Source organism: Paraburkholderia sp. J94, assembly GCF_905220285.1.
In the GTDB taxonomy this organism is placed as follows: Bacteria; Pseudomonadota; Gammaproteobacteria; order Burkholderiales; family Burkholderiaceae; genus Paraburkholderia; species Paraburkholderia tropica_A.
Map to the genome: position 1 here is coordinate 1 of NZ_CAJMZH010000010.1, position 22,805 is coordinate 22,805.

Sequence of the window (22,805 nt, forward strand, 5' to 3'; positions counted from 1 at the left end):
GGGTTGAATCGACGCGTTTGAACATGGCTTTTCCAGTTTTGGTTTAGACGAGGCAGCCGCGATATCGGCCTTGTAGTCGCTCTCAGGTTCCAGCGTGGTGTTGATTGCCCCAGGCCGTGCAGCTATTTAAGAGCAAGCGCGAAGGGCGCGATAGAACGATTGCGACAAGCCGCTGGGACGCGTCTCAGGCGGCTGCGCACGCGGCGTCTTCGAGCACGGGCGGGCGCGCGGTGCGATAGGCGCCAGGCGACGCGTCATATTCCTTGCGGAACTCGCGGCCGAGATGCGAGGCGTCCGAGAATCCGCACGACATGGCGATATCGGCGACCGTGCGGTCAGAGCCGTGCAGCATCCACGCGGCCATGCGCACGCGCATCTGGCGGCCATAGACGTTGGGCGACTTGCCGGTTTCGGCGACGAACAAGCGTTCGAGCTGGCGCACGGAGGTATCGACGCGCCGCGCGAGTTCGGTCAGCGGCAGCGGATTCGCGATGTGCTGCTCCATGATGAGAATCGCGCGCCGCACCTTGGGATGCGAAGCGGGATCGAGGCCCGGCGGATAGGGTTGGGGCGCGTTGCCGCGCTGCGCATCGTCGACGATCAGGATGCGCTGGGCTTTCTGCACGATCGCCGCATCGAGGTGCCGCAGGAGAATCGCGGCGGCCACGTCGATCGACGCGCGCCCGCCCGAGCAGGTGATGCGCGCGCGGTCGATCACGAACAGACGGTCGGCGATCAGATTCGACTCGGAAATCGCGGGAAAGCGCTCGACGAAATCCCAGTAGTGAAACCAGCTCACGCAGATCCGGTAGCCGTCCATGACGCCCGCGCGGGCGAGCGCGAACGCGCCCGTGCAGATGCCGACCAGCGTCGCGCCGCTCGCGGCCGCCGTGCGAATGAAGCGATGCGTCGCTTCGGTCGCCGAGGGGCCGGAGTGCAGCAGACCGCCCACCACCAGCAGATAGTCGAACGTGCCGGCTTCGTCGAAGGTCGTCCACGGCGTGACCTGGATGCCGCAACTCGCGCGGATGGGCGCGAGCGTTTCCGCGACGATGGTCCACGAGCAGCGCACGGGCCGGCTCATGTCGCCATCGTCGCTGGCGAGCCGCAGCAGATCGACGAATCCCGAGAAGGCCGTCAGCGTGAAATTCGGCAGCAGGACGATGCCGAACCGAATCGGCCGGCGCGTTTCGGAAGGGAGTGGGGCGATCGGGTGAGGCATGGAAAACACGCGTTGAACGGGATGATTCAATGTGGCTGCATGGCGTCGTGCTCGACGGCGACGAGGTCGTCCGCCGTGCGTGCGCGCAGGCCGAACGTGACGTAATAGAGCACGCCCGGCACCAGCAGGCTCGGAATCCAGCTCACATCCGCGCCGATGAGTTTCGCGAAGTAGCTGTGATAGAACGAGAGGTCCATGAACGGCAGCGTGCTGGCGAAACCGGCGCAATAGATCGCGATGGTCTTGAGGTTGAATTTGCCGTATTGCCCGCGCGCGTCGTACATGTCTTTCACGCTGTACGCGCCACGGCGCACGAGGTAGTAATCGACCAGATTGATCGAACTCCAGGGCACGAGCACGTAAATCTGCGCGTTGAGAATATCGGCGAAATAGTCGGAGAAATGATATTGCGTGGCGATCGCGATCCACGTGGAAATCGCGAACAGCATGAACAGCACCAGAAACTTCGTCGAGCGGCGAATGCGCGTCATGCTGCGAAAGCCGCTGAAGATCGTCACCGACGACATATACGCGCTATACAGGCTCAGCACGTTGAACACCAGCACGCCGAGCACGATCACGATGAGCGCCGGGCGCGCCCAGCCGCCGAACAGCGCGGCGATGGCCGTGCCGGGATCGTTGACCACGGAGGTCGACACGGTGGCGAGCACGGCGCCCAGCACCATCACGGCGAGCGAGCCGAGCAGGCCACCCAGATAGGTGTACCAGAACGTGTCGCGCGTGCGCACGCTGTCCGGCAGATAGCGCGAATAGTCGGCGACATAGGGGCCGAAACCGAGCGTCCACGAAGCGGCTTGGGCGACTACGAGATTGAACGCGCCCACGGAGAAGCCGTGTTTCGCGGTTTGCAGCGTCACATGCACGTGCGGCGAAACAAGCAGAATCAGCGCCGTCGCTGCAAAGACGAGAATCGAGAGTACCGTCATGGTCGCGCCGAAGCGATGAATCAATTCGTAGCCGATGTAGCTGATGACGAACGTCAGCGCGCCGAACACGATAATGGCCGCATTGTCGGACATCGGATAAATCGACTTGATCGACTCGCGCATGACCACGCCGTCCGCCGCGACGAACAGCACGTAGGCGAGCGTCACGATCACGAGCGGCAGCGCCGCGCCATAGACGCCGAATTGCGCGCGGCTCTGGATCATCTGCGGAATGCCCAGATGCGGACCTTGCGCCGAATGCGCCGCCATGAAAATGGTGCCGATCACATTACCGACGACGAGCGCCACGAGCGTCCACGCGAGACTCATGCCCGCGACGATGCCCAGCGTGCCGACGACCAGCGCGGTCACCTGCATGTTGGCGCTGAACCAGATCGTGAACAGCCGCTTGGGCGTGCCGTAACGTTCGCCATGCGGGATAAATTCGATGCTGCGATTTTCGACGTCCATGACGGATCTCCTCCGGGTTGGCCGTCACTCCTGCGCGCAGGGCACGAGTGACAGCGTGATGCGCCCACTCTAGGAGACGCTTTTTTTGACCACTATCGGATATCGGCAACCCAGGGTCGATACCGGGCGCGTGGCGTGACGCGAAAAATCAGAGCGCGGAAAAGCCGTTGTCGACGAAGAGATGCGCGCCATTCACGAAGCTCGATTCGTCGGACGCAAGGAACAGCGCGGCGGCCGCGACTTCGGACGGCTCGCACAGGCGGCCTTGCTGCTGCGCGATCGATTGCTCCGACACGTCCACGCCCATCGCGCGCAACTGATCGATTTCGCGGATGCCGTGCGGCGTGCGGATGAATCCCGGCGCGATCGCGTTGCAGCGAATGCCGCGCTCGCGATACTCGACGGCAATCGCGCGCGCGAACATATGGCAGGCGCCTTTGGTGGTGTCGTAGAGCACTTCGCCGGGCGTCGCGCACACCGCGGAAATCGACGACGTGCAGATGATCGTGCCCGCCGATTTTTCGAGCATCTGCGGCAGGACCGCTTGCGTCATCAGATACATGCTCTTGACGTTGACGGCCATGAGCCAGTCCCATTCGTCCTCTTCGATATCGAGGAACGGCTTGACGACCAGCGTGCCCGCGTGATTGAACAGCACGTCGGCGGGGCCGAAGGTTTCGCGCGCGGCCGCAACGGCGCGCGTGACATCCTGCTTGCGCGCGACATCGGCGCCGAAGCCCGCTGCGCTCAAACCTTCGTCGCGCAGGATCGCGGCGAGCGTTTCGGCGGCGTCGCCGTCACGGTCGATGATCGCGACGCGCGCGCCCTGACGCGCGAACAATGTCGAAGCCGCAGCGCCGCAGCCTCCCGCGCCGCCACTGATGATGGCTACCTTGCCAGCGAGCCGGCCGTCGAGTCGAGCGTTCATGATTCGTTATCCTGTGTTGCATGGCGCATGAGTGCGCCACGGGCAAATTGGCACGGCCGTTTGAAAAGCGCCGTGCGCATCGCAGATTAGGTATTGGCTGAACGCGTGACTATCGGATTTCGGCAATTGCGGGTTTTCCCCGGCTTTTGAAGGGTATTTTGGCGAGTCGGGGATTTCGCTAGAATGAGCCGGATAGTGAGTCAAGAGCCTGATGCGTATGCGCGCCGATCTTCGTCCTTCTGCGGAACTGCCGGGTAACGCCGCCCACGCGGCGCGTTCCGTCACGTTTTGCGCGTTCACGGACGTCGATGAACAGGCCCGCATTTTCAAGGGCTGGGATCTCGATTACACGCAGATCTCACGCGGCGCGTTCAGCGGGTCGTCGTCGATTGCATCGATTGGCGGCGTGCGCGTGCTGGTCGAACATCTCGACAAGGTCATTCTTCAGCGCGGCTCGGTGCCGGCGGGCCGCATTGCGATTGCCGTGCCGCTCGAACTCGACGGCCACGCGCGCATGTGCGGGCACGCGAGCGGACGCAACAGCCTGCATGTGTTTTCGAGCGTTAAGGAATTCGAATTTTTTTCGCCCGATCATCATGTGCTGGCGAACGTCGAAATCCATCTCGATCAGATCGACAGTGACGCGTTGCGCGCGTTTGCAGGCTCGCTTTACGAGACCGATATGGCTCCCGTCGTTGCGATGAGCGAGGCCACGGCGCAGCGCTTTCGCGATGTGCTGCATCACGCGTTGTCGATCACGGTGACGCAGACCGAACGCGAGCGGGCGATGGCGTTGCAGGGCGCGGTGCTGTCGGTGTTATCGGAAGCGCTGGAGCACGACGCGCGCGGCGTCGAGCGCAGCGTGGCGCCGCATGCGAGCCATGCCGCGCTGGTCGCGGCTACGCAGCGTTGTCTTGAGGTCGCCGAAACCTGTCCGCTGTCGATCGCGGAACTGTGCGGGCAACTCGGCGTGAGCCGCCGCACCATCCAGTACGCGTTTCAACACGTGCTCGATCTGAACCCGGTGGCGTATCTGCGCGCGGTGCGGCTCAATCATGTGCGCCGCGCGTTGCGCGCCGGCGATTCCGTCACGGCGGCGGCCACGAAATGGGGCTTCCTGCACCTCGGCAGCTTTGCGCAGGACTATCGCGCCATGTTCGGCGAATTGCCTTCGGAAACGGTGCGACGTTGCCGGCGCGCGTCGAGTGCCTGAACTCAGGCAACAATCAGGCAACAATCAGGCAAAGCTCAGCGGCACTTCCAGTCCTTCCGGGATCGCATAGTCAGTCATGTGACGGCGCGACAGTTCCCAATGCGCTCGCACGAGTTCGCCCGCGCGCTCGGTATCGTGGCGCTCGATGGCGTCGATGATCTCGTCGTGCTGATGCGCCGCCTGATGCATCTCGTGCTGCATGTTTTCGCTGGCAGGGTAGCGATAGAACGTCTTGCCGAGCCGCGCGTGATCGATCAGCAGGCGGCGCAAACTGGGCATCAGATAATCGTTCTGCGCCATGGTGCCGATTTCGAGGTGAAACTGGTCGTTGTAGAGGACCCGATTCTCCACGTCGTGAGCGTCGATGGCCTGGCGGAAACGCTTCTGGATGTCGCGCAGCTTCGCGACGTCGGCGGCCGTGGCGTTCGCCGCCGCGAGTTGCGTCGTGGCCACGTAGATGAGCGGCGCGGCCAGGAAAAAGCTGCGCAGCGAGTGATAGTTCATCGACGAAACCCGCGCCGCGCGATTGGCTTCCAGTTCGATATAGCCTTCGGCGGCCATCTGGCGCATGAGTTCGCGCACGGGCGGGCGCGACAGGCCGAATTCCTCGCACAGCGCCAGTTCGTCCACCACGGCGCCCGGCTTCAGCTCCATGCTGACGATGCGGCGGCGCAGGGTTTCGGCCAAAACGGCCTTGCGGTCGGTGGGGGCGTTGCTGTCGATCTGGGATTCGTCGGGGCTCGTTTTCATCGGGATTCTCTGTCTACCTTTTGTGTACTATAAATCGCCGGACAAAAAATCTCCATACGACGCCTCGGGCGGCGGCCCGTTTTATGGGGCGCTCATTGGCCTCTAAAGCCCGCGCAGCGGCGCATCAGACTCGTTCCCCAATTCGCTTCGCCTCGGCGTCGACCGCATCCGGCGCGGGCTTTTTCGGGCGGCGAGGGCGCGTGGCGATCCAGCAGAGAATCGATCCCGCGCAGACCATCATGGCGCCGTGCCAGAACGCGTCGGCAAGCGGCGCGTGCAGCAGCGTGGCGGCCAGCGCGGCGGAAATCACGGGAATGAAATACGACGCGCCCGCGAGCACCGTGGCGTTGCCATGCAGAATGCCGATGTTCCATGCCGCGTAGCCGAAGCCCATCGCCGCAGCGGCCAGAAACAGATAGATCAGGGCGTGCATGTCAAAGTGCATCGCGCCGCCGCCTTCGAGCGCATATTTGAGCCAGAGCGCCGCCGAGACGAGCATGAAAAACGGCGTGACGCCGTTCTTGCCGTTCGCGATGCGCGCCGTCACCGTGCAATACGCGGCCCAGATCAGCGCGCCGCTGAACGCGAGGCCGTAGCTCAGCGGATTGTCCTTGACGTTCGCGAGCATGCCCGCGAGATCGATGCCCTGATCGCCGCCGAGCACCCAGCCGATGCCCAGCATCGAGAGCACGAAGCCGGGCACGACGAGCAGATTGGCCTTCTGCTTGTTGAAGACGATGGCCGACACGAGCGTGAAGGTCGGCCACAGATAATTGACCATGCCGACTTCGATCGCCTGCCGGCCGTTATGGGCATAGCCGATCGACAGCGACAGACACAGTTCGTAGGCGACGAATAGCAGACTTCCCCAAATCAGATAATTTCGCGGAAATTGCCTGAGATTGGGGAAGCCGACGGTCAACGCGAGAAAGACGGACGCCACCGAATACATCATGGCAGCGCCGCCGGTCGCGCCCAGACTTTCGCTGACACCGCGAATCAGGGCGACGATCGACGCCCACAACATGATTGCGACGAGCCCGATCAGGGTGGCCGTATCCTTTTTCATACCTCGAACCTGCGTTGATAATTCATGTTTCCTGCGCGTGCGCCGTGACCGGACGTGCATGCCCGGTCACGGCGCATCCATCGACGAATCCGTCTGGTTTAAGCGGGTACGTCGATCCAGATCGTCTTGATCTCGGTGTATTGGTCGTGCGCCCAGATCGACTTGTCACGGCCACCGAAACCCGATTCCTTGTAACCGCCGAACGGTGTCGTGATGTCGCCTTCGCCGAAGCAGTTGACGGTCACGACGCCCGCGCGGATCTCGCGCGACAGACGAATCGCGTGATTCAGGTTGCTGGTGTAGACCGATGCGGCGAGACCATAGACCGAGTCGTTGGCGAGTGCGATCGCTTCGTCGATGTCGGTGAACGTCGTGACGGCGAGCACCGGGCCGAAGATCTCTTCCTGGAACAGACGGCTCGTCGCGCTCACGCCGTCGACCACGGTCGGCTCGACGAAAATGCCGCGTTCCGTGTCGCCGCCGAAGGCCACGCGCAGTTGTTCGCTCTGCGCGTGCTCCAGATAGGAGCGGACCTTCTCGAAGTGCGACTTGCTGACCATCGCGCCGATGCGGTGTTCGGGATCGAGCGGATCGCCCATCTTCCATTCGCGCATCTGCACGCCGATGCGTTCGAGCAGCGCGTCCTTGATGTCCGCATGCACGATCAGGCGCGAGGAGGCCGAGCAGTTTTCGCCCATGTTCCAGAACGCGCCGTTGACGACGTGTTGCGCGACCGCGTCCAGATCGTCGGCGTCCTTGAGCACGACGGCCGGATTCTTGCCGCCGCATTCGAGCACGATGCGCTTGAGGTTGGACTCGGCCGCATAGTGCAGGAAGCGTCGGCCCGTGGCCGTCGAGCCCGTGAAGCTCACCATGTCGACGTCCATGTGCAGGCCGAGCGGCTCGCCCACTTCGCCGCCGCCGCCGGGCAGCACGTTGAACACGCCCGCAGGCACGCCCGCTTCGTGCGCGAGTTCGGCAACGCGCAGAGCAGTGAGCGTGGTTTCCTTCGCGGGCTTCACGACGATCGAGCAGCCTGCCGCGAGCGACGGGCCGATCTTCCACGCGAGCATCAGCAGCGGAAAATTCCACGGCAACACCAGCCCGACCACGCCGATCGGCTCGCGCACGACCAGCGAGAGCGCGCCCGATCCGACCGGCGCGGTGGAGTCGTAGATCTTGTCGATCAGTTCGGCATGCCAACGAATCGTATGGATCGTCTCGGGCACGTCGGTGTTCTGGCATTCGCGGATCGGCTTGCCGCTGTCGAGGCTTTCCATCGTCGCGAGTTCGTGCGCGTTCGCTTCGAGCAGATCGGCGAATTTCAGCAGAATCGACTTGCGTTGCGACGGCGGCAGTTTGCGCCAGCGGCCATCCTGGTATGCCGCGCGTGCGCTGGCGACGGCGCGATCGACGTCGGCGGCGTTGCACGCGGTCACTTTCGCGAGCACCTGGTTCGTGGCCGGATTGGTGGTCTCGAACGTCGCGCCGGACAGCGAAGGCTGGAATGCGCCGTCGATGAACGCCTCGGTCGGCAAGTTCAGCTTCGCAGCCAGCGCGGCGTATTCCTGGGCGGAGAGCAGATCAGCCATCAGCCCTGACCTCCCACGACAGCCGCGACTTCGCGCTTGACTTCAGCGACGATGGTTTGCAGGCGCTGCTTCTCGTCGTCGTTGAGACCCTTGAGCGGGGCGCGCACGCCGCCGCTGCGCAGGCCGATGATTTCGCAGCCGTGTTTGATCGACTGAACGAACTTGCCTTCTTCGAGGAAGTCCATCAGCGGCAGCATCGCGGACATGATGCGGCGGCCCTTGCTGAAGTCGTTCTCGACGGCGCACGCCTGGTACAGCGCGATGTGCTCGGCGGGCAGGAAGTTCGAGCCGGCGCAGACCCAGCTGCGCGCGCCCCACGCGAAGAATTCCAGCGCCTGATCGTCCCAGCCGCACGACACGCTCAGTTGCGGGAATTCGCGCGCGAGCATATGCAGCTGACCCGTCTGGCCCGAGCTTTCCTTGATCGCGACGAAGTTCTTCGACGCAGCCGTCACCGTGTTGAAGTACTCGCGGCCCATCGACACGCTCATGCGGCCGGGGTAGTTGTACAGCATGATCGGCAGATCCGCCGCGCGGTCGATGGCGAGCGCGTGCTCGGCGTTTTCCTGTTCGGTCGGCAGCGCGTAGGGCGGCGAGCCAACCAGAATCGCGTCGGCCTTGATCGCCTTCGCGGCCTTCGCATACTCCACCGAATCTTCCGTGCGCACGGCGCCCGTGCCGATGATCAGCGCGGTGCGCGAGCCGATCACTTCCTTCGCGAGCGCGCCCAGATCGAAGCGTTCCTGCGCGGTGTGCGCGTAGTACTCGCCCGTCGAGCCGCCGATGATGATGCCGTGCACGCCGGCTGCGATCAGCGATTCGAGCACGTCGGCAAAGGCCTTGTTGTCGATCTGGCCCGCAGCGTCGAGGGGCGTGATGGCCGGGGTGTAGATGCCTTCGAATTTCATGATGTCTTTTCCGTGAAAAGAAGAATGAGGAAGCGTCGGGTCGACGGGTTCAGTGATTCAGGGAAGCGGCTTCCTGCAGGCTCAGCGAGCGCGTTTCCGGCGCGAGCGCAAGCGATGCAACGAGACCGATGAAGGACACGGCCGCAGCCGCATACATGGTGTTGCCGATACCGATGCTGTTCAGCGCGATCGGCACGAGCCAGGTGCCGATCGCCGCGCCGATACGCGAGAGCGACGCACCCATGCCCACCGCGAAGGCGCGGATATCGGTCGGGAAAATCTCGTTCGGATACACGAGTTGCAGCACTTGCGCGCCGCCGATCAGCACCGCATACGCGCCGAACAACACGAGAATCAGAATGGCGGAGCCGTTCGAGCACGCACCGAGCGCGAGCAGCGCGAGCGCCGACCACAGGAAGCTGTGGATCACCATCGCGCGGCGGCCGATCGTATTGATGACACGCGTGGCGATGATGCAGCCGACCACGAACAGCAGCGTGATGGCGACCGAGCCGAGCGACTCCCAGCGGCCGGTCAGATTGAGTGCTTCGAGCACGCGCGGCGCGAACGAGTAGACCGCGAACACGGGGATCACCGAGCAGCTCCAGAACAGCGTGACGAACAACATGCGCTTGCCGTAGCCGGAGTGCAGCAGGTCGAGAAGCGTGGTCTTCTTCGCGGCCGTTTCTTCAGGCAGATTCTTCAGCGAGAACGTGGGGCCATAGACCTGCTTGATGATCGCTTCGGCTTCGGCCTTGCGTCCCTTGCTGAGCAGCCAGCGCGGCGACTCGGGCGTGCCGAGGCGCACGATGAACAGCACGATGCCGATCACGGCGGGGCTCGCGAGCACCCAGCGCCACGCGTCGTGCGCACCGCTGCTGAGAATCAGGTTGCCGACGATATACGCGAGCGCGGCGCCGAGGAACCAGATGATCGTCAGCATCGCGAGACGCGGGCCGCGGTATTTGCGCGGCATGAACTCGACCAGCAGCGAACCCGCCACCGGATATTCGATGCCCACGCCGATGCCGATCAGAAAGCGCAGGAAGAACAGCGCCTCGCCGGATTGCACCCAGAGCTGGGCGAGCGAGCAGACGAAGAAGATGACGGGCCCGAAAAAGTAGGGCTTCTGGCGACCGAGCCGGTCGGACAGCCAGCCGCCCGCAAAACCGCCGACGAAGATGCCGATCAGCGCCGAGGCGGCCACCATGCCTTCCCAGAAACTGGTCAGACCGAGCGCCGAGGAAAACTGCACCATCGCGACGCCGATGATGCTCAGGACGTAGCCATCCATGAGCCAGCCGCCGCTTGAGCGGATGGTCAGCAACTGATGGAATCCGTTGAGCGGGACGTCCTCGATGGATACGTGATTGTTCGACATTGCCTGTCTCCTTCCATGAAATGGGACGCGATGGTTCGTAATACGAATCATGTCTGCCGCGTCCTGTGCTTCGTACGAGGTGCGATCGGTCTCTATGTGGATGGGCCGTTTATCGCGTTACTTCGCAGTCGATTTGCGAATCAGCTTTCGAGCCCGGCCTTGCGCTGTCCCCACCAGAGCGTCGCATTGACGCCCATCGACAGGAACGGCTCGGGCGGCGCCTTGTTCGGCCCCGAGGTGTCGAGCAGGAAATTCGTCAGTTCATTCGGCTTGCCCGCGAGCCAGTCGGCGAGCAGCGTGCCCGTTACGGTGCCGCGCGTGATGCCGAGTCCGTTGCAGCACAGCGCGCCAAACACGTTCGGCGCGAGCTGGCCGAAAAAGCCTTTGTGGTTCTGCGAAAGCGCGAGCGAACCACTCCAGGTGTACTCGAAATCGACCTGCGGCAACATCGGGAAACGTCGTTCGAACGACAGGCGATGGCGTTGCGCGAAACGCGGCAGGTTCTGTTCCTTCGGGCGGCCGTCGGGATTGAACGAGAAACTGTTGCGCACGAGGATGCGGTTGTCGTGCGTGCGGCGCAGCGTGCTGCCGAACGGGTCCGCGGGAATCACGCCCCAGAACGGCTTGCCGCCGAGTTCGGCCTGCTCCGCGCCGGTCAGCGGGCGCGTGAGGCTCGCGTAGAGGAACACCGGCAGCATCGTGCGCGCGAGGAAACCGAAGCGCATGCCGAAGGCGTTGTTCGCGAGCACCAGCTTGTCGGCCACGATGCGGCCGTTGCGATGCGCGAGCACGATCTTGTCGCCGTATTCCACCTCGGTGATCGCCGTGCCCTCGTAGAGCGTGACGTTGGGCGGCAGGGAGTCGGCGAGGCCCTTGACGAGCGCCGAGGGCTGCACGAGCACCGTGCCCGGCGTGAACAGCGCCTTGCGATAGAACGAGGTGCCGATGTGCTCGGGCAGCGCCGCGCCATCGATCACCTCATACGCCTGGCCGAGCTTGTCGAGGCCGCGGCGATACGCGTCGAGCACCGCCACGCCGCGTTCTTCCACGGCGGCCTGATATTTGCCGGACGCGGTCATATGGCAGTCGATGCCGTGCTCGCCGACGATCTCGCGCAGGATGTTCTGGCCGAGCAGGTTGAGCTTGAGCGTGGTTCTGGCCGTGTCGATGTCGCCGATGTAATCGTCCGCGCCGATGTCGTGCGGCAGGTCGATCGCGAAACCGGCATTGCGCCCCGAGGTGCCGAAGCCGACTTCCTGGGCTTCGATCAGCACGACTTCATCGTCGGGGAAGTTCAGGGCGAGCTGCCGGGCCGCCGCGAGGCCGGTGAAACCGGCGCCGATAACCGCCCAGTGAGCCTTCGATTCTCCCGTATGACCAGGCTTGGGAGTGCGCGCGGGACTCGTGTGATACCAGCCACACATCTTGTCGTCCGCAGGGAGCGAGGTAACCGTTTGCATTGCTATTCCAATATCGCTTTTGAAACCCACTGCGCCTTCGGGTGATCGCGCACCAGATTCATGCGCCGCCCCTCGGGGCCGTACAGCGCGACGGCGTCTTCCATTCCGTCGGTTGGTGCTTAAGTATTCTGCCGTCCAACACTGCTGTATACAAATTGTAGACGCAGTATAGGTTCTAAAAAGACCGAACAAGAATAAGGGTTTACGCTCTGCGATTGCGCATCGTCGGGGCGGCGGGCAGGGCGCGCATGCGCTCAGGGTTTGCACTGATCCGGTGCGTGGGATTCGGGCGCCCGGGCTGGCCAGGCAAGGCGGCGGGGGAAGAAAGGGGCGGCGTCGCGCCGTCGCGACCGTTCTATGGGCGGTCGAAACGGTTCTATATCCGGCGTTATTGGCTCGGGATGATGAAGGCGATCAGAGACGAATGCCTGACGATGTCCCCGACAAAAACACGGAGGAAGACAAATGCGACAGATTGATAGGCAAGCCCGTTTGATCGACGGCCCGCCCGCCGGTTATACCGATCCCGGTGCGCGGGTCGGCGCGAGTCCCGACTCGCACCGCCTCGCCGATGGACTCAAGCAGCGGCACGTCGTGATGCTCTCCATTGGCGGCAGCATCGGCGCGGGGCTCTTTGTGGGCTCGGGTCACGCCATCGCCGAAGCCGGGCCCGCCGCCGTGCTCGCCTACGTGTTCGGCAGTTTGCTGGTCGTGACGGTGATGCGCATGCTCGGCGAAATGGCCTGCGCGATGCCCGATTCCGGCTCGTTCTCCACCTACGCCGACAAGGCGATCGGCTCGTGGGCCGGCTTCACGATCGGCTGGATGTACTGGTGGTTCTGGGTGCTGGTGGTGCCGCTCGAAGCGACGGCCGCCGCCAACATCCTGAACGGCTGGATGCCCGACATGCCGGTCTGGCAGATCTCGGTGCTCGTGACGGCGGCGCTCACCGTCGCGAACCTCGCGAGCGTCAAGAACTACGGCGAACTGGAGTTCTGGTTCGCGATCATCAAGGTGACCGGCATTCTGCTGTTCATCGGTTGCGGCATCGCGGCGATTGCGGGCCTGCTGCCATCGGTTCACCTGACGCCGTGGCACACGATAACCGGCCACAGCGGGTTCATGCCGCGAGGCATGGCGCCGATCGTCGGCGCGCTGCTCACGACGATGTTCACGTTCCTCGGCACCGAAGTGGTGACGATTGCCGCCGCGGAATCGGAAAATCCCGCGCGCGAAATCGGCCGCGCGATTACGTCGGTCGTGTGGCGCATTTCTCTGTTCTATATCGGCTCGGTGCTGATCATCATTTGCGCGGTGCCGTGGAACGATCCCGATTTGACACGCCTCGGCGCGTATCAGGCGGTGCTGCGTAACTTCCATATTCCCTACGCACAACTGATTACCGATGGACTGATTCTGGTCGCGGTCGGCAGCTGCCTGAATTCGGCGCTTTATACGGCTTCGCGCATGATGTATTCGCTCGGCCGACGCGCACAGGCGCCGCGCTTCGTGACGCGCACGACGGCGAGCGGCGTGCCGGCGCGCGCGGTGATGGCGTCGAGCCTCGTGGCGTTCGTCGCTTGCGGGGCGAATTATCTCGCGCCGAAATATGTCTTCGACGCCTTGCTGTCGACGACCGGCGCGATCGCGCTGCTGGTCTATCTCGTGATTGCCGTGAGCCAGTTGCGTCTGCACAAGCGCCTCGTGGCCTCGGGGCCGCTGCGGGTCAGGATGTGGTTCCATCCGTTGCTCGGCGTGCTCGTGGTCGCGTTGATCTGCGGTGCGTTCGTGGTGATGGTGCTCAGCGAGGATCACCGGCGTGAAGTGATCGCGACGCTCGGTTGTTGCGGCGCGCTCGCGCTGGTGGGCTACCTGCGCCAGCGGCGGAATTGAGGTATCGGCCGGCCGAAAATTGCGTGTAAGAGAGGGCAGCGATGCCCTCTCTGCTTACCAGCCCTTACTTGCCTGCTGCGTTGCTTTATTCTTCTGGAACGAATGCTTTCCAGTGTGCGTCATCGTCCAGACCGCTTCATGTGTTACCTTGCGTGTTCAGAGCCTGCAGAACGATTTAGCCGAACTTGGTCGAACACCAGAAGGAAGCTCATGGAATTCAACAATGGCGCCGTACTTGAAGCTCTCCGACTTGCCTTGCATCGCCAGATACCGTGGCATAAGCGACCGGCAATTTTTACCTCACTCCGCTCGCAAGGCCTGATCGATATCCTCGATCAGAAACCGCCTCCCAGCACCAAATTCCTCCCGACACTCCAGATCGCCATCCTCACCGATAAAGGCCAGAGGGAAATCCTGCGCATCGAGGCATCGCAGCATGTGTCGGGCTGGCTCGACGACGATTACTTCGCCACATTTCTCGCAGACGTCACGTTTAACTGACCACGCGTCCTGAACGGAACTGAAACGCAGGTTGAGCATCGCGCACGGGCGCGGCTCGACTCGCTGGAACGGATCGCCGGACGATGTTGACGCGACCACGAGGCGCGCCCAACATGAAGCCCTGAAGCGCATTCGAGGGGCTGCCATGACTGAACGCGACAAGGTGTTCGCGGGTTCGATCCCGAAGTTCTACGACACGCTGATGGTCCCTCTGATCTTCGAGACCTATGCCGCCGAGACGGCCGCGCTCGTCGCGTCGTTCTCGCCCGACGCGGTGCTCGAAACGGCGGCGGGCAGCGGCGCGGTCACGCGGGCGCTCGCGCCAAAACTGCACGCGGGCGCGCGCTATGTCGTCACCGACCTGAACCAGCCGATGCTCGACTATGCCGCTTCCAGGCAAGGCGCCGATCGCCGTATCGAATGGCGGCAAGCGGATGCGCTCGCGCTGCCGTTCGCGGATGCGTCATTCGATATCGTCGTTTGCCAGTTCGGCGCGATGTTCTTTCCCGATCGGATTGCCGGTTACGCCGAGGCGCGTCGCGTGCTGAAATCCGGCGGACGCTTTGTTTTGAGCGTGTGGGATCGTATCGAAGACAACGCCTTCGCCGACGACGTCACCCGCGCGCTGGCCACCGTATTTCCGCACGATCCGCCACGATTCCTCGCACGCACGCCGCACGGCTATCACGATACCGGTGTGATCCGGGCGGAACTGACGCGCGCCGGATTCGCCGATATCGCGATCGAGACGCACGAGGCGGTAAGTCACGCGCCTTCGGCACGCGAGGCCGCGACGGCCTATTGCCTGGGCACGCCGCTACGCAACGAAATCGAGGCGCGCGACGCGAGCTTGCTGGAGTTCGCAATGGACCGCGCGACGGAGGCGATTGTCAGCCGCCATGGCGAACGTCCCGTGGCCGGAAAAATTCAGGCGCACGTGATTGTGGCGGCGGGATAGGGGCGTTGTCGCGCGAGCGTGTTAGCCCGGCAAATCAAATGACGGCGGGCTGCACGCCGTAGCTTGGCATCGCCGATTCGACTTGCTGTGTCTCGGACGTTTCCGGGTAAAGCCGATAGCTCGGTGCCTTTGGCGAAACATTCGCAGAACCGTCCGCGTCGACGGGCGCGAGCCAGCAGAGCACGCTTTTATTCATCGCTGCAAGCACCGCGTCGTTCAGCATCGTCGTCTCCGTTTGGGCGGAAAGCGCATTGTCGACGATTCAAAATAGCACGTCGAGCGCGTGAGCGGTTCAGTGCTCGGGCGGCCATTCGCGATGATGCGCAATCGCCTCGGGGTCTTGCAGCCACGGCGCGTCGTGCGATGTCCAGATGTGCATGACCGGTTTGACGCCGGGATCGTCATCGAGCGTGGGGACGCGGAGAATCACGTGCGGCTGCACCGGCCGCTCGGCGATGAGATGCGTACCGCAGGCCGAACAGAAGTGCCGAAACTTGCCCGCGGAAGACTCGAAACTGCGTAACCGATCCGCGCCCGCCGTCCAGCGGAAATGATCGCGCATGACGCGAGCCGTCGTGGCGAACGCGGCGGCGTGCGCTTTACGGCAGGTCACGCAATGGCAATGCGCGATGGGGGAGTCGAGGCTGTCGATTTCGTATCGGACAGACTTGCACAGGCAGCTACCGGTGAAGGGCATTCAGACGCCTCGTATGGCGATTGCGTGAATAGGGAAATGGTGATGCTTCGAGCGGTCGCCGCCGAAACCCGGCAGTCGGTCGATGCCCCGCAGCCGAATTCACTTCTGTTTTCCGGCGTTATTCTCGGCCAGCACGGCGCGCGCCGTATCGCCCATCAGATACCGCGCACCGCTGCCGCGCCGACGCGCGGCGTCTCCCGGATTGTAGAGCGCGCAGGATTTGAGCGAGAGGCAGCCACAACCCACGCAGGACGCAAGCTGATCGCGCAACGCGATGAGGCCGTCGATGCGCTCCTGAATGAGCGGCTGCCACGCACGTGAAAGGCGTGTCCAATCCGCTTTCGTGGGCGTGCGCTGATTCGGCAAAGTGGCCAGCGCTGACCGAATCTCCGCGAGATTCAAACCGACTGCCTGCGCCGCGCGGATGAAGCCCACGCGACGCAGCATGTCCCGGCGATACAGCCGGTGGCCGCCGCCCGTGCGCGTGCCGCTGATGAGCCCTTGATCCTCGTAGAAGCGAATCGCGCTTGCCGCCACGCCAGAGCGTTTAGCCAGCTCGCCGATCGTGAGCGCCGTCCCGGTCATGAGTCGTCCCTGCGTTTTCTCTTGACTTCAAGTGTACTTGAACTTTAACAATGCGATTTCCCTTCCTGATTCAATAGGCGTCGAGATGCGCGATGACCCGTTACACGTCAAGTTGAACGAATTGCTCGATGCGAATGCACGCTTCGATCTCGCGGCGAAAGGCACGACGAACCACTGCCCGATGGCGCTCGTGGCGTTGGCGGAAATGGGCGCGTCGCCCGCCCGCCTGCAAGCGTTCTTCGAAATGTGGGCGCTCAAATACGCGTTGAATGCGCCGCCGGTCGTCACGCGCATCTCGCGTCGCGAATGGCAAACGCATGTGGGCGAACGGGCGGCATTCGGCGCATTGCGCCTTTGTTTTCTCGACTGGATCGCGGATGCCGGGGCCGCAGCAGTTATCAAAACCGTGTTCAGTGAAGTCGCTTTTGCGCCCGCGACACAGGCTTTTCACGCGATTATCCGGCTGGCGTATGGCGTTGAAGCCGGGCATGCGGGCGAGATTGCAGCGGGACTCGCGTCGTTGATTTCATCGCATCTTCCGATTGAGATTCGGCCGGATGAACGTCGCCGCGAAGCGGAGGCTGTAGAGTCTTTCGATCACATCGCCAAAGCATTCGGCGGGGTGGCATTCACGCAGGATTCGATCACAGCGCGTATACGTGCCGTTGCTGCCGATCCGCGATTCGATATCGCCGTGCTCGCGCCTCCCACTCGCGCCAATTTGCTGGACGATCTCGCGCGAGCGACCATCAATGCCTACTGGCACAGACCGGACTTCACGATTCTGCACACTGTGACGGTCACACGCGCCGTGCGAGTTATTTTTGCGCTGCTCGACGACGCGCTTGTTTCGCAATTGATGCCCGCGTTGTGGTTCGCACTGTGTGCCGCTTACGCCACGGTGGGCGAACACACAGGAACGCATGCGGACATCGTGGATCGCGGTATCGAATGGCCTGACGTGTGCCGATTGGCAATCGCATCCGATGACGATCACGTGATCAAAATGACCTACACGTGTCTTTGCGAGCATCGACGCGACCCATCGCCGCTTTATCTCGCTTCAGCGGCAAGACTCGTGTCGTAAGCCTATTTCAGCATAGCCTCGGCGATACCTGCCAGCGCGCAGATCACGACAACGGCAAGCGGCGGTATCTTCCAGCGCGTCAACAGAAAAAAGCCAATCGCGGCGATGGCAAAGTCGATCCCGGAACGCACGGCGCTGGTCCAGACGGGCGAGTAGAGCGCGGCCGCCAGAAGCCCGACGACCGCCGCGTTGACGCCCGAAAGCACGGCGGTCATCGACGGGCGCGCGCGCAGCGCTTGCCAGTACGGCAGCGCGGCCAGCACCAGCAGCAGCCCCGGCAGAAAAATGCCGACCGTCGCGAGGAGCGTCCCGGCCCAGTGGCGCGATGGCTCCGCCATCCAGCCGAGATAGGCCGCGAAAGTAAAGAGCGGGCCGGGCACGGCCTGAGCGGCCCCGTAACCGGCGAGAAAGTCATTCGACGACACCCAGCCCGTCGCGACCGTCTGCTGCTGCAACAGCGGCAGCACGACGTGACCGCCGCCGAACACGAGCGCGCCGGAACGAAAGAAGCCGTCGAACAGGCGGATCGCGTGTCCGGCGTCGGTGTGTGTCAGCGTCGGAAGTCCAAATAGCAGGGCGCAGAACAGCACGAGCGCGACGCCGCCCGCCGCATGGGAAACGCGGAATTCGTGCGCGTGCTGTCTCGGCCCGGCCGTGTTCGCCGACGCATCCTTCGACGCATCCTTCGACACCACCGGCTGGCAAAGCACGAACCCGAGCGCCGCGCCAAAGGCGATCACCACAAGCTGCGCATAGACGCTCGTCAGCGCGCAGGAGACAGCAAGCCCGGCGAGGGCAATCGCGGCGCGCCGTCGATCGGGACAAAGCCGTCGCGCCATGTCCCAGACGGCCTGCGCGACGACCGCGACCGCAACGAGTTTCAGCCCATGAATCAATCCCGTGCCGACCGGACCGTCGAGGCGCGGCGAAATCGCGGCGAAAGCGAGCATCAGCAGCACGGAAGGCAGCGTGAATCCGCACCAGGCGGCGAGGCCGCCGAGCCATCCCGCCCGCAAGAGGCCGATGGAAAATCCGGTCTGACTGCTGGCCGGTCCCGGCAGGAACTGGCATAGGCCGACGAGATCGGTGAAGGTTTCGTCGTCGAGCCATCGGCGGCGCTCGACGAACTCGCGGCGGAAATAGCCGAGATGCGCGACGGGGCCGCCGAACGAAGTCAGCCCGAGCCGCAGAAAGACCGCGAACACTTCGGGCGCGGAGCCGCTGCGGGCCGGGCTCGACGAGGTCATGCCGCTATCCATGTTGGCTGCATTCCGCTGATTGAAAGGGCCGCGATCGGATGGATATTACCGGCACGCGCGCGCCGACGATAGCCGCGCGCTCACTCCATCGGCGCAAGACTGCCCGGGCTGGGCCGCGCGCGCTGCAGCAGTTCCACGAGCCGCTGCGCAAGCGGCGAGACGTAACCGCCGGCGCGCAGCACCGCGCCGACACTGCGCGTGAGGTCCAGCTCCTGTTCGTCGATATTCAACGGCAGGATGCCGCGCTGCGCATTGGCCGCCGCATTGCCCGCGATGCAGAGCATGCGCGAGCCGCGCAGCAATTCGAGCAGCGCGGGCACAGCGAAGTCCGTTTCGACGCGCAGCGACGGTTCCGGCAATCCCTGGCGCCGGAAGGCGTCGTTGACCTGACGGCGCAGCGGAATGTTCGAACCCGGCAGCAGCCATTCCTCGTTCACCAGATCGCGCAGCCGGAGCCGCGTTTTGTGGTGCAGCGGATGCGAGTCGTCGGCCATCACGTGCAGACGGTCGCGAAACAGCGGCAGCGTGTCGAATTCGTTGCTCATGTCCGGCGGCTCCGGCGCGACCGCCATGTCCAGCTCGCCCGCCTTCATCAGCGTGAAGAGGTCGCTGGCGAGCCGCCGGCGCAGACGCAGCCGCGCCGCGGGCCGCTCGTTCATCAACTGGCGGCAGGCGCGCAGCACGATCGAGTCGGGCACCGTCGGCGAATAACCCACGCGCAGAATGCCCTGTTCGCCGGTCTGGATCGCGCGGAGTTCCTTGAGCGCGTCGTCGTATTCGAGCGCGATGCGCCGCGCGCGCTCGACAAACACCGTGCCGCCCGGCGTGAGCGCGACGCCGTTCGGGCTGCGGTGAAACACCGCCAGTCCCACTTCGTTCTCGATGCGCTTGATGGCCTTGGTCAGCGCGGGCTGGCTCATGCCGAGCGCCTCCGCCGCCTTGCCGATGCTGCCGCAGCGATGGACTTCGAGCAGATAGTCCAGATCGCGTGTCTCCATGCCCATTCCTCTTGGTTATGGGTTTATATCCAGTGCTTCATTGCGGTGATGACCGATATCTTACACACTGGTTCGACATTCACTGGAGACCTGAATGAGCTTTCCGTATTTTCTGCGGCGCGCTGCCTCCTTCTGGGGCGACGTGCCTGCCGTGATCCATCGCGATCGTCCGCTGACTTACCGGCAACTGGAAGCGCGCTCGAACCAGCTCGCGCATGCGCTCATCGCGCTCGGCCTGCAACGCGGCGACCGCGTGGCGGTGCAGTCGCGCAATTGCACGGAACTTGTCGAGATCGAATGCGCGCTGTACAAGGCCGGGCTCGTGAAGGCGGCGCTCAATCCGCGCTTCACGGCGGCGGAGGCGTCCGACGTCGCGGAAAACTGCACGCCGCGCGTGCTGATCGCCGGGCGCGGCTATACGGGCTACACGCGCACGACGCGGGGCTTCGAGAGCGTGGAGACGTTCATCGCCCTCGGCGACCCGGGTAGCGCGGGTGGCCATGCCGATCACTACAGCGGCTACGAAACGCTGCTTGCCCAGGCGAGCGCGCAACCGCTCGACATCGTCAGTCAGGCGGATGACCTCGCGGTGCTGCACTTCTCGTCGGGCTCGACGGGCAAGATCAAGGCGGCGATGCAGAGCTACGGCAATCGCATGGCGTCGCTGCGCAAGCTGCTGATGGGCATGGACACGCAGCCGCGTCCCGGCGACCGCCTCGCGCTGGTCGGGCCGATCACGCATGCGTCGGGCATGCTCATGCAGCCGTTCCTCTATTGCGGCGCGACGCTCGTGCTGTTCGACACCTTCGAGCCCGCGCCATTCCTCGCGGATCTCGAACGTCTGCGCGTCACGCACGTGTTCATGGTGCCCGCGATGATCAACATGCTGCTCAACGAGCCCGCACTCGCGCGCACCGACCTGAGCGCGCTGAAATCGCTCTCGTACGGCGCCGCGCCGATGGCGCCCGCGCGTATCCAGGAAGCCTGGGCGCGGTTCGGCCCGATTCTCTCGCAAGGCTATGGCGCGAGCGAATCGACCTCGGGCGTCACGCGTCTTTCGGTCGCCGACCACGCTTACGCCATCGCGCAGCGGCCCGAGCGACTCGCGTCCTGCGGGCGGCCGATGGGCGAGACCGAAGTGTGCGTGATGGGCGAGGACGGCAAGCCGCTTCCGGCTGGCGAGGTCGGCGAGATCGCGGTGCGTGGCGAGGACGTGTTCAAGGGCTACTGGGGCGAGCCGGAACTGAGCGCCGACGTGCTCGTCAACGGCTGGCTGATGACCGGCGATCTCGCGCGCACCGACGAGGACGGCTATCTGTATCTCGTCGACCGCAAGAAAGACATGATCATTTCCGGCGGCTTCAACGTCTATCCGACCGAAGTCGAGGCCGTGCTGTATCAGCATCCCGATGTGCTCGAAGCGTGCGTGTTCAGCGTGCCCGACGAGCGCTGGGGCGAGGGCGTGAAGGCGGCCGTCGTGCTCAAGCCGCAGCGCACCGCGAATCAGGATGTGCTGGTCGCGCATTGCCGCAGCTTGCTGGCCGACTACAAACTGCCGCGCTCGATCAGCTTCGTCACCGAACTTCCGCGCAACGCGAGCGGCAAGATCGCGCGCAAGATCGTGCGCGAACAATACTGGCAAGGCGCAGATCGTCGCGTCAACTAAGGAATCCAAAACATGTTCGAGCAGGTTAGCGATCCGACATTCGACGCCACGCGCGAAGGCATTCGCCGCTTCGTCGCCGATGAACTCTTGCCGATGGAGCGCGAACTCGGGCTCGATTCGGAAAGCGTCTGGCCCAGGGAGGTCTTGCGCCGCGTGTGGAAGCGTTCCGCCGAACTGGGCTTCTACTCGGCGTGCCTGCCCGTGCAACTGGGCGGCAAGGGATTTTCGATCTTGCAGCAATGTGCGTTGAAAGCCGATCTCGCAGCGAGCGGCTGCTCGCTCGCGATGCACGTGCTCGGCGACCTGGGCGGCCCGCCGCGCGTCGGCAACATGCTCAAGTACGCCACGCCCGACCAGTTGCAGCGCTATTTCATGCCGGTGATTCGGGGCGAGAAGTCCACGTGTTTCGCGCTGACCGAGCCGCATTCGGGCTCGGACGCGCAAAGCATCACGACCACGGCCATCGTAGACGGCGACGATCTGATCGTCACCGGTCACAAGCACTACATCAGCGGCGCGCCGTTCGCGGACTTCGCCATCGTCATGTGCGTGACCGATGCGAGCACGACGCCGCCCGCTATCAGCGCGGTGCTCGTCGATCTCGACTTGCCGGGCGTGACGGTCGAGCAGGAATACGTGCCGATGTCGGGCCAGCATATCGATGCCGATATTCGCTTCGATCAGGTGCGCGTGCCGCGCGCCAATCTCTTCGGCGGCGCGGGCAACGGTTTCAAGCTCGGCATGTCGCGTATCAACGTGAACCGGCTGCTGCATTGCCCGACGATGCTCGGGCTCGCTACCTCGGCGTATCAGGCGTCGCTCGACTACGCGCGCAGCCGGCGGCAATTCGGCGGACCGATCGCGCGCTTTCAGGCGATCCAGCACATGCTGGCCGATATGGCGGCGGCGTTGTGGGCCTGCGAAAGCATGATCGCGCAAACTGCCGCGCTCGCCGATGCCGGTGGCGACCTGCGCATGAAAGCGGCGGCGTGCAAGGTGTTCGTCTCCGAGCGCTGCTTCGAGATTGCCGACAAGGCCGTGCAGATTCACGGCAACGTGGGCGTCACGCGCCATCATCCGGTGGAGCAGGCGTTCCGCAAGCTGCGCATGTTCCGCATTTTCACGGGCACGAGCGAGATTCAGCGCAACACGATCGCCCGCGCGATTCTCGACCCGGGCGGTCAGGGCGCATAAGCAGCAAAGCCCCGCGAATCTGCGAA

General features: G+C 63.9%; 21 protein-coding genes. 7 read left to right on the plus strand and 14 right to left on the minus strand.

What is annotated here, in order from left to right; genetic code table 11:
* Positions 1-184: 184 nt before the first annotated feature.
* From U4Y88_RS21880 to U4Y88_RS21890, 3 genes are all read right to left on the minus strand, one after another.
* Complete coding sequence (locus U4Y88_RS21880) at positions 185-1,222, minus strand: GlxA family transcriptional regulator (protein ID WP_321786286.1); 1,038 nt, start codon at positions 1,220-1,222, stop codon at positions 185-187.
* 26 nt (positions 1,223-1,248) lie between these two features.
* The gene (locus tag U4Y88_RS21885; RefSeq protein WP_321786288.1) at positions 1,249-2,640 is read right to left on the minus strand and encodes a purine-cytosine permease family protein; all 1,392 of its coding nucleotides are present in this window, start codon (positions 2,638-2,640) and stop codon (positions 1,249-1,251) included.
* A 148-nt stretch (positions 2,641-2,788) separates the two neighbouring features.
* Complete coding sequence (locus U4Y88_RS21890; protein ID WP_321786290.1) at positions 2,789-3,568, minus strand: SDR family NAD(P)-dependent oxidoreductase; 780 nt, start codon at positions 3,566-3,568, stop codon at positions 2,789-2,791.
* A 217-nt stretch (positions 3,569-3,785) separates the two neighbouring features.
* Between U4Y88_RS21890 and U4Y88_RS21895 the strand changes: the two genes are divergently transcribed.
* Positions 3,786-4,781 carry a helix-turn-helix domain-containing protein gene (locus tag U4Y88_RS21895; RefSeq protein ID WP_321786292.1) on the plus strand — a complete coding sequence of 332 codons (996 nt, stop codon included), beginning with the start codon at positions 3,786-3,788 and terminating at the stop codon, positions 4,779-4,781.
* A gap of 24 nt (positions 4,782-4,805) precedes the next feature.
* On the opposite strand, the gene U4Y88_RS21900 is transcribed toward U4Y88_RS21895, so the two are convergent.
* The 6 genes from U4Y88_RS21900 to U4Y88_RS21925 all read right to left on the minus strand — a co-directional run bounded on the left by U4Y88_RS21900 (position 4,806) and on the right by U4Y88_RS21925 (position 11,941).
* Positions 4,806-5,531 (minus strand): GntR family transcriptional regulator, encoded by a 726-nt coding sequence (locus U4Y88_RS21900; RefSeq protein ID WP_224017687.1) that lies wholly within the window; start codon positions 5,529-5,531, stop codon positions 4,806-4,808.
* 124 nt (positions 5,532-5,655) lie between these two features.
* The gene (gene yddG, locus U4Y88_RS21905; protein WP_321786294.1) at positions 5,656-6,600 is read right to left on the minus strand and encodes an aromatic amino acid DMT transporter YddG; all 945 of its coding nucleotides are present in this window, start codon (positions 6,598-6,600) and stop codon (positions 5,656-5,658) included.
* A gap of 98 nt (positions 6,601-6,698) precedes the next feature.
* Positions 6,699-8,192: an aldehyde dehydrogenase gene (locus U4Y88_RS21910; protein WP_321786296.1), complete on the minus strand. Its 1,494-nt coding sequence runs from the start codon at positions 8,190-8,192 to the stop codon at positions 6,699-6,701.
* On the minus strand, positions 8,192-9,100 hold the full coding sequence (locus U4Y88_RS21915) for a dihydrodipicolinate synthase family protein (RefSeq protein WP_321786298.1): 909 nt from the start codon (positions 9,098-9,100) through the stop codon (positions 8,192-8,194). Before U4Y88_RS21915 ends, U4Y88_RS21910 begins: the two co-directional genes overlap by 1 nt.
* A 49-nt stretch (positions 9,101-9,149) precedes the next feature.
* Positions 9,150-10,481, minus strand: coding sequence for an MFS transporter (locus U4Y88_RS21920; RefSeq protein ID WP_224017679.1), 1,332 nt, complete (start codon positions 10,479-10,481; stop codon positions 9,150-9,152).
* Positions 10,482-10,621: 140 nt separating this feature from the next.
* Positions 10,622-11,941 (minus strand): FAD-binding oxidoreductase, encoded by a 1,320-nt coding sequence (locus U4Y88_RS21925; protein WP_321786300.1) that lies wholly within the window; start codon positions 11,939-11,941, stop codon positions 10,622-10,624.
* Positions 11,942-12,538: 597 nt separating this feature from the next.
* Between U4Y88_RS21925 and U4Y88_RS21930 the strand changes: the two genes are divergently transcribed.
* The 3 genes from U4Y88_RS21930 to U4Y88_RS21940 all read left to right on the plus strand — a co-directional run bounded on the left by U4Y88_RS21930 (position 12,539) and on the right by U4Y88_RS21940 (position 15,293).
* Positions 12,539-13,834 (plus strand): amino acid permease, encoded by a 1,296-nt coding sequence (locus U4Y88_RS21930; RefSeq protein WP_321786697.1) that lies wholly within the window; start codon positions 12,539-12,541, stop codon positions 13,832-13,834.
* A 210-nt stretch (positions 13,835-14,044) separates the two neighbouring features.
* Positions 14,045-14,335 carry a hypothetical protein gene (locus tag U4Y88_RS21935; protein ID WP_321786302.1) on the plus strand — a complete coding sequence of 97 codons (291 nt, stop codon included), beginning with the start codon at positions 14,045-14,047 and terminating at the stop codon, positions 14,333-14,335.
* A 145-nt stretch (positions 14,336-14,480) separates the two neighbouring features.
* Positions 14,481-15,293: a class I SAM-dependent methyltransferase gene (locus tag U4Y88_RS21940; RefSeq protein ID WP_321786304.1), complete on the plus strand. Its 813-nt coding sequence runs from the start codon at positions 14,481-14,483 to the stop codon at positions 15,291-15,293.
* 34 nt (positions 15,294-15,327) lie between these two features.
* On the opposite strand, the gene U4Y88_RS21945 is transcribed toward U4Y88_RS21940, so the two are convergent.
* The 3 genes from U4Y88_RS21945 to soxR form a co-directional block, all read right to left on the minus strand.
* Positions 15,328-15,516 carry a pyridoxamine 5'-phosphate oxidase family protein gene (locus U4Y88_RS21945; RefSeq protein WP_321786306.1) on the minus strand — a complete coding sequence of 63 codons (189 nt, stop codon included), beginning with the start codon at positions 15,514-15,516 and terminating at the stop codon, positions 15,328-15,330.
* Positions 15,517-15,585: 69 nt separating this feature from the next.
* Positions 15,586-15,990: a GFA family protein gene (locus U4Y88_RS21950; RefSeq protein WP_321786308.1), complete on the minus strand. Its 405-nt coding sequence runs from the start codon at positions 15,988-15,990 to the stop codon at positions 15,586-15,588.
* A 99-nt stretch (positions 15,991-16,089) separates the two neighbouring features.
* Positions 16,090-16,575 carry a redox-sensitive transcriptional activator SoxR gene (gene soxR, locus U4Y88_RS21955; RefSeq protein ID WP_224017667.1) on the minus strand — a complete coding sequence of 162 codons (486 nt, stop codon included), beginning with the start codon at positions 16,573-16,575 and terminating at the stop codon, positions 16,090-16,092.
* A gap of 37 nt (positions 16,576-16,612) precedes the next feature.
* Between soxR and U4Y88_RS21960 the strand changes: the two genes are divergently transcribed.
* A complete protein-coding gene (locus tag U4Y88_RS21960) occupies positions 16,613-17,662 on the plus strand; it encodes a questin oxidase family protein (protein ID WP_321786310.1) in 1,050 nt (349 codons plus the stop codon).
* Between the two features lie 2 nt (positions 17,663-17,664).
* Here U4Y88_RS21960 and chrA read toward each other — a convergent pair whose 3' ends face one another.
* Both chrA and U4Y88_RS21970 read right to left on the minus strand, forming a co-directional pair.
* Positions 17,665-18,921, minus strand: a complete 1,257-nt coding sequence (chrA, locus tag U4Y88_RS21965) for a chromate efflux transporter (protein WP_321786312.1) — start codon at positions 18,919-18,921, stop codon at positions 17,665-17,667.
* 80 nt (positions 18,922-19,001) lie between these two features.
* A complete protein-coding gene (locus tag U4Y88_RS21970; RefSeq protein ID WP_321786314.1) occupies positions 19,002-19,919 on the minus strand; it encodes a LysR family transcriptional regulator in 918 nt (305 codons plus the stop codon).
* 94 nt (positions 19,920-20,013) lie between these two features.
* Here U4Y88_RS21970 and U4Y88_RS21975 point away from each other — a divergent pair, with 94 nt between their 5' ends.
* Positions 20,014-21,585 carry an AMP-binding protein gene (locus U4Y88_RS21975; protein WP_321786315.1) on the plus strand — a complete coding sequence of 524 codons (1,572 nt, stop codon included), beginning with the start codon at positions 20,014-20,016 and terminating at the stop codon, positions 21,583-21,585.
* A 12-nt stretch (positions 21,586-21,597) separates the two neighbouring features.
* Positions 21,598-22,779, plus strand: a complete 1,182-nt coding sequence (locus U4Y88_RS21980; protein ID WP_321786318.1) for an acyl-CoA dehydrogenase family protein — start codon at positions 21,598-21,600, stop codon at positions 22,777-22,779.
* Positions 22,780-22,805: the final 26 nt, after the last annotated feature.

Bases quoted from the DNA above. Each gene is read 5' to 3' on its own strand.
- U4Y88_RS21980 (WP_321786318.1), top strand. From the start codon at position 21,598: ATGTTCGAGCAGGTTAGCGATCCGACATTCGACGCCACGCGCGAAGGC.
- U4Y88_RS21900 (WP_224017687.1), bottom strand. From the start codon at position 5,531: ATGAAAACGAGCCCCGACGAATCCCAGATCGACAGCAACGCCCCCACC.
- U4Y88_RS21975 (WP_321786315.1), top strand. From the start codon at position 20,014: ATGAGCTTTCCGTATTTTCTGCGGCGCGCTGCCTCCTTCTGGGGCGAC.
- soxR (WP_224017667.1), bottom strand. From the start codon at position 16,575: ATGACCGGGACGGCGCTCACGATCGGCGAGCTGGCTAAACGCTCTGGC.
- U4Y88_RS21935 (WP_321786302.1), top strand. From the start codon at position 14,045: ATGGAATTCAACAATGGCGCCGTACTTGAAGCTCTCCGACTTGCCTTG.
- U4Y88_RS21885 (WP_321786288.1), bottom strand. From the start codon at position 2,640: ATGGACGTCGAAAATCGCAGCATCGAATTTATCCCGCATGGCGAACGT.
- U4Y88_RS21920 (WP_224017679.1), bottom strand. From the start codon at position 10,481: ATGTCGAACAATCACGTATCCATCGAGGACGTCCCGCTCAACGGATTC.
- U4Y88_RS21890 (WP_321786290.1), bottom strand. From the start codon at position 3,568: ATGAACGCTCGACTCGACGGCCGGCTCGCTGGCAAGGTAGCCATCATC.
- U4Y88_RS21945 (WP_321786306.1), bottom strand. From the start codon at position 15,516: ATGCTGAACGACGCGGTGCTTGCAGCGATGAATAAAAGCGTGCTCTGC.
- U4Y88_RS21940 (WP_321786304.1), top strand. From the start codon at position 14,481: ATGACTGAACGCGACAAGGTGTTCGCGGGTTCGATCCCGAAGTTCTAC.
- yddG (WP_321786294.1), bottom strand. From the start codon at position 6,600: ATGAAAAAGGATACGGCCACCCTGATCGGGCTCGTCGCAATCATGTTG.
- U4Y88_RS21910 (WP_321786296.1), bottom strand. From the start codon at position 8,192: ATGGCTGATCTGCTCTCCGCCCAGGAATACGCCGCGCTGGCTGCGAAG.
- U4Y88_RS21925 (WP_321786300.1), bottom strand. From the start codon at position 11,941: ATGCAAACGGTTACCTCGCTCCCTGCGGACGACAAGATGTGTGGCTGG.
- U4Y88_RS21950 (WP_321786308.1), bottom strand. From the start codon at position 15,990: ATGCCCTTCACCGGTAGCTGCCTGTGCAAGTCTGTCCGATACGAAATC.
- U4Y88_RS21880 (WP_321786286.1), bottom strand. From the start codon at position 1,222: ATGCCTCACCCGATCGCCCCACTCCCTTCCGAAACGCGCCGGCCGATT.
- U4Y88_RS21930 (WP_321786697.1), top strand. From the start codon at position 12,539: ATGCTCTCCATTGGCGGCAGCATCGGCGCGGGGCTCTTTGTGGGCTCG.
- chrA (WP_321786312.1), bottom strand. From the start codon at position 18,921: ATGGATAGCGGCATGACCTCGTCGAGCCCGGCCCGCAGCGGCTCCGCG.
- U4Y88_RS21915 (WP_321786298.1), bottom strand. From the start codon at position 9,100: ATGAAATTCGAAGGCATCTACACCCCGGCCATCACGCCCCTCGACGCT.
- U4Y88_RS21895 (WP_321786292.1), top strand. From the start codon at position 3,786: ATGCGCGCCGATCTTCGTCCTTCTGCGGAACTGCCGGGTAACGCCGCC.
- U4Y88_RS21970 (WP_321786314.1), bottom strand. From the start codon at position 19,919: ATGGAGACACGCGATCTGGACTATCTGCTCGAAGTCCATCGCTGCGGC.